This is a genomic window from Homoserinimonas sp. (genome assembly GCF_056262345.1).
The window spans coordinates 1-5,009 of the sequence record NZ_JBACFR010000169.1; the positions used below are offsets into that span (position 1 = coordinate 1).

Genomic DNA, 5,009 nt, shown 5'->3' on the forward strand with positions numbered 1-5,009 from the left:
GAAGACTCGGGGAGCGGCTGTTTAGAGCCAGGATTTGGTCCCACGTGAGGCCGAGAAGCTCTTCCGCTTCCCGCACCTTTGGGGTGACAAGAAAGAACTTTACGTGGATCTGGAACACCCGGCAAATCACCCCCACATCCCCGGCGTGCCGCGACACACCCTCGACAAAACACCCCCACCCCACCAACCACAAAAGACCCGCCTCCCCAACAAACATGGGAAAAACGGGCCTTCTCTGTGGTCATCGCATCGGATGACACCGCGGCGATGACCGCCAAACCTACGGCTGGACTAGCCCACCAGGTTCTGGACGAAAACGTGTGGGGTGAACCCGGTGAGATCGCCGATGCCCTCACCCTGCCCGACGAGCTTGATGGGGATGCCCGTTCGCTCCTGGACTGCGAGCACAAAACCACCCTTTGCCGAGCCATCGAGCTTGGTGAGCACGAGGCCCGTGACCCCCGCGTGCTCGATGAACGCCTCCGCCTGAGCGAGCCCGTTCTGGCCCGTCGTGGCATCCAGTACCAGGAGCACCTCGGCGATCTCGGTCTGCTTCTCAATGACACGGCGAATCTTGGACAGCTCATCCATCAGCCCGCTCTTGGTCTGAAGCCGGCCCGCCGTGTCGATGATGGCGATCTCGATTCCCTCGGCGATGGCCTTCTCCACCGTCTGGAACGCGACAGACGCAGGATCTTGACCCTGCTGCTGGGGACGAACGATCTGGGCGCCGCCCCTCTCGGCCCAGGTAGCAAGTTGCTCGACTGCCGCAGCGCGGAAGGTATCCGCAGCGCCCACCACGACCGTGCGGCCGTGCCGCCCGAGGAACCTGGCGAACTTGCCGATCGTGGTGGTCTTGCCGACACCGTTGACGCCCACCACGAGCACAACGGCGGGACGGGCCGTGAGAGTAAGGGTGGGATCGAGGCGGGCGAGACGCTCCTCGAGATTCTCCCGAAGCATCCGCTTTAGGTCTGCGGGGTCTGTCGTCGAGTACTTCTTGACCTGGGCTCGCAGCTCCTCGATCACCGAGTCGGTGATGTCAGGGCCAAAGTCGGCAGAGATGAGCGCATCTTCGAGGTCCTCCCACGTGCCCTCGTCGATCGTCTTCTTTGCGAACATCCCGCGCAGGGCGCCGGAGAGGGACCAAGGGGTGCGATCTGCCATGACACCAGGGTAGAGCGTTCGCACGCCCGGAACGCTCCGCGGCACCAAACGGCGCCGCGACAGCATTGCGGCTGGCTGGGCGACGGATGAATCACGACGAGCGAAGACGGGATTACGATGAGCGCCACTCGGCGCTCGGCCGAGACCGTCGCTTGAGAGGCGAACGCTGCGTGTAAAAGGAAGCCGATGAAACTGCCCGCAATCGACCCCCAGGTGTTCCGCACCGTAATGTCGCACTTTGCGACAGGCGTGGTCGTGGTCACCGGCCGCGACGCCGACGGCACACCAGCGGGAATGACGGCGCAGTCATTTAGCTCACTCTCGATTGACCCGCCTCTTGTGATGGTGTCGCCAGCCCGAAGCTCAACGTCGTGGCCCAAGATCGAGCCACAGGGGGTGTTTGCGGTGAACGTGCTCTCGGCAGAACAGGCACCGCTCAGCAGAACGTTCGCCCGAAGCGGGGGCGACAAGTTCGCCGACGCTCCGTGGCACCAAGGAGAGCTGGCGATTCCACTGCTCGACGGAGCACTCGCTCACATCGAATGCACCCTCGAGGCCGAACACCCCGGTGGCGACCACCTGATCGTGGTGGGCAAGGTTGCCGCACTGCACACCGACTTCAGCGGCGACACCCTCGAACCGCTGCTGTTCTACCGCAGCGCGTATCGGACCCTCGGCGCACAGCCGCCCACCATTCCCTAACCGCGTGGGTTAGGAGGTGACCGCGGGAGGCTCGCCCGCATCCGGAACCGAGCGCACGCTGCGCCACCCTTCGACTCCCAGGAGAAGAAGGGCAAGGCCGATGCCGGCATAGGTGAGGTACTCGGACGGATCGATCGACTCGCCCAGCAGGACGATCGACACCGCGACCAGAACAATCGGCTCGACATAGCTGAGGAGCCCGAAGAGGCTGAAGCTCAGCAGACGGCTCGCGACGATGTAGAGAGTGAGGGCGACGGCGCTCACCGCCCCGAACATCACGAGCATTGCGATCGGAAGCTCCCCGCCCTGCGCCACGACCGACCCCGGTCCGACGGCGAACCACACGCTTGGAACCAACAGGATGACGAGCTCGACGAGCATGGCGCCCGGAGTATCAATTCCCAGAGCGCGCCGAATAACAAAGTAGATCGGGTAGCCGATAGCCACGGCAGCGGTCGCCCACGAAAGCCCGTCCGCCGCGAAAAAAGCCGCGGCAACGCCGACCAGCGCTGCGCCCACCGCGACCGTGCGAAGTGCCCCCAGCCGCTCCCCATGAACGATCACGCCGACCACAACCATGACCAGCGGCATGAGAAGGTAGCCGATCGCGACATCCAACCCATGCCCCGTGCTCGGACCCCACGCGAAGAGCCACAGCTGCAGCCCGAGAAGCGCCGACGACACCAGCACGAGCGGAAGCACGACGAGCGGGCGTGCGGCAATGAGCCGCACCGTGGCGACAACAGATCGCCACGACTTGATGGCGATGAGCAAAACCACCATGAACGGCACCGTGAGGATGATGCGCCACGACACCGCCTCGAACGTGCCGAGATCGCCCAGCGCCGCCGGGATGAAATAGACGACGCCAAAGAGCACGGACGCGGCGACGGAGGCGATGACCCCACGGCTCCGCAAACCAAGCGACTCAGAAGGATGGGGCACCTGCATATTCTGACAGCAGAACGACAGGCCCGGGTTGCGGAGAACGCCAGCGATGGCGGGGTGGACCGGAGATCTCAGCAGCAAATGTCCGTGGTTCGCCACGTAAGCTACTGGTGGCCATTCGCCCTCCGCTCCATCGAAAGAAGTCATGAGTACAGCGAACACGCGCACCCGCAAGAAGAAGGACGACGGGCCTCGTGCCCGGTTCAGCGAACTTCTGCCCTATTTGTTAGAGCACAAGAAGGTGCTCAGCGTCGTGATCGTGCTGAGCATCCTGGGGGCCGCCGCCTCGCTCGCACAGCCGCTGCTCGTGAACCAGCTCATCGTTGCCGTCGGCGAAGGCGACCCCCTCACCACGTTTGTCACCGTGCTCGTCGTGCTCGTGGTGGTATCGGCCATCATCAGCGGCTACCAGCACTATCTGCTGCAGCGCACGGGAACCGGGGTCGTATTCTCCGCCCGACGCCACCTGATCTCCCGGATGCTTCGCCTGCCCATCCGCGAATACGACACCCGCCGCACGGGCGACCTCGTCTCCCGCGTCGGCTCGGACACGACACTGCTGTATGCGGTCATGACCCAGGGGCTCGTCGACGCGATCGGCGGAGTGCTCATCTTTGTCGGCGCAATCATCGCGATGCTCATCATCGACCCCGTGCTGCTCGGGCTCACGATGCTCGTGATCGTGCTCTCTGCCGTGATCGTTGGAGCACTCTCTGGCCGCATCCGCCGGGCCAGCCAGGCCCAACAGCAGAAAGTCGGCGACCTGGCCGCCGCCGTGGAGCGCGTGCTCGGCGCGATTCGCACGGTGCGGGCCGCCAACGCCACCGACCGCGAATACGCCGCAATCGAGAAGGAAGCCGAGGGCGCCTACCGCCGAGGAATCGACGTCGCCAAGGTCTCTGCGCTCGTGGTTCCCGTCGCGGGCATTGCCCTGCAAGTCTCGCTGCTCACCGTGCTCGGCGTGGGCGGCTTCCGCGTCGCCGCCGGAGATATCACGGTGGCCTCACTCGTGACCTTCATCATTTTTCTCTTCATGCTGATCAGCCCGCTCGGCCTGGCCTTCGGTGCCGTGACCTCGGTGAACCAGGCCCTCGGAGCCCTCGGGCGCATCCAGGAAATCATCGCTCTGCCCAGCGAGGCAGAAGAGGATGCCGCAATCACTGCCGTCGCGCCCGTCGAATCAAACGACGCCGTCACGTTCGAGACCGTGGAGTTTCGCTACCCCGAATCGGCCCACAAGACAGAGGCAGAGAAACTACTCGCCGCAGAACTCGGCGAATCTGCCGTGGACAGCCCCCGAGACCGCACCGTGCTTCGCGGAGTCTCGTTCTCGGTGCCGCGCGGGCAGCGCATCGCCCTCGTTGGCCCGTCCGGAGCCGGCAAGTCGACGATTCTCTCCCTCATCGAGCGCTTCTACGACCCCACGGCGGGAGTCGTGCGACTCGGCGGCCAGGATGTTCGTGCGCTCGACCGCGAAGACCTGCGCGCACAGATCGGATATGTGGAACAGGACGCGCCCGTTCTGGCGGGAAGCATCCGCGACAACCTGACCCTCGGCGCTCCCGATGCCTCGGACGAACTATGCGTTGATGTACTGGCCGCCGTGAACCTCACGGCTGTGCTCGATCGCGACCCTGCGGGGCTCGACGCCCAGGTCGGCGAGGACGGCGTGATGCTCTCGGGTGGAGAGCGCCAGCGTCTGGCTATCGCCCGGGCGCTGCTGGCCGCGCCGCCCATCCTGCTGCTCGACGAGTCGACCTCATCGCTCGACGGACTCAACGAGCAGCTGCTGCGCGAGGCGATCGACGCCGTCGCCACGGGCCGCACCCTCATCGTGATCGCTCACCGGCTCTCGACGGTCGTGGACAGCGACCGCATCGTCGTGCTCGAGAACGGCACCGTCGTCGGCGAGGGCACACACTCCGAACTGGTCGTCTCGACCCCGCTCTACCGCGAGCTCGCGAAGCACCAGCTTCTCGTCTAAAAGGTTCTTGCCGCCCCTACCGCGCTTCGCTATCGTCGGTATTTATATAGAGGGTATGCATTAGATGCGGGGGCCAGGTGTCGGTACGGATGAGCATCCTGGCCATGCTCGCGGCGCAACCCAACTACGGCTATCTATTGCGCGCCGAGTTTGATCGACGCACCGGATCGGGCACCCCGCTGAACGTGGGACAGGTCTACAAGGCGCT

The 5,009-nt window shown here is 64.7% G+C and carries 5 protein-coding genes; 3 read left to right on the forward strand and 2 right to left on the reverse strand.

What is annotated here, in order from left to right; all coding sequences use genetic code 11:
- Positions 1-291: 291 nt before the first annotated feature.
- The gene (gene ftsY / locus AC062T_RS08375; RefSeq protein ID WP_108518698.1) at positions 292-1,167 is read right to left on the reverse strand and encodes a signal recognition particle-docking protein FtsY; all 876 of its coding nucleotides are present in this window, start codon (positions 1,165-1,167) and stop codon (positions 292-294) included.
- Positions 1,168-1,353: 186 nt separating this feature from the next.
- Here ftsY and AC062T_RS08380 point away from each other — a divergent pair, with 186 nt between their 5' ends.
- Positions 1,354-1,869, forward strand: a complete 516-nt coding sequence (locus AC062T_RS08380) for a flavin reductase family protein (RefSeq protein ID WP_476029081.1) — start codon at positions 1,354-1,356, stop codon at positions 1,867-1,869.
- A gap of 9 nt (positions 1,870-1,878) precedes the next feature.
- Here the strand turns inward: AC062T_RS08380 and rarD are convergent, their stop codons facing one another.
- Positions 1,879-2,814 carry an EamA family transporter RarD gene (gene rarD, locus AC062T_RS08385; RefSeq protein ID WP_476029083.1) on the reverse strand — a complete coding sequence of 312 codons (936 nt, stop codon included), beginning with the start codon at positions 2,812-2,814 and terminating at the stop codon, positions 1,879-1,881.
- Between the two features lie 148 nt (positions 2,815-2,962).
- On the opposite strand from rarD, the gene AC062T_RS08390 reads away from it, so the two are divergent.
- Both AC062T_RS08390 and AC062T_RS08395 read left to right on the forward strand, forming a co-directional pair.
- Complete coding sequence (locus tag AC062T_RS08390; RefSeq protein ID WP_476029085.1) at positions 2,963-4,801, forward strand: ABC transporter ATP-binding protein; 1,839 nt, start codon at positions 2,963-2,965, stop codon at positions 4,799-4,801.
- A gap of 77 nt (positions 4,802-4,878) precedes the next feature.
- On the forward strand, positions 4,879-5,009 hold a 131-nt coding region (locus tag AC062T_RS08395), incomplete at its 3' end, for a PadR family transcriptional regulator (protein ID WP_476029087.1).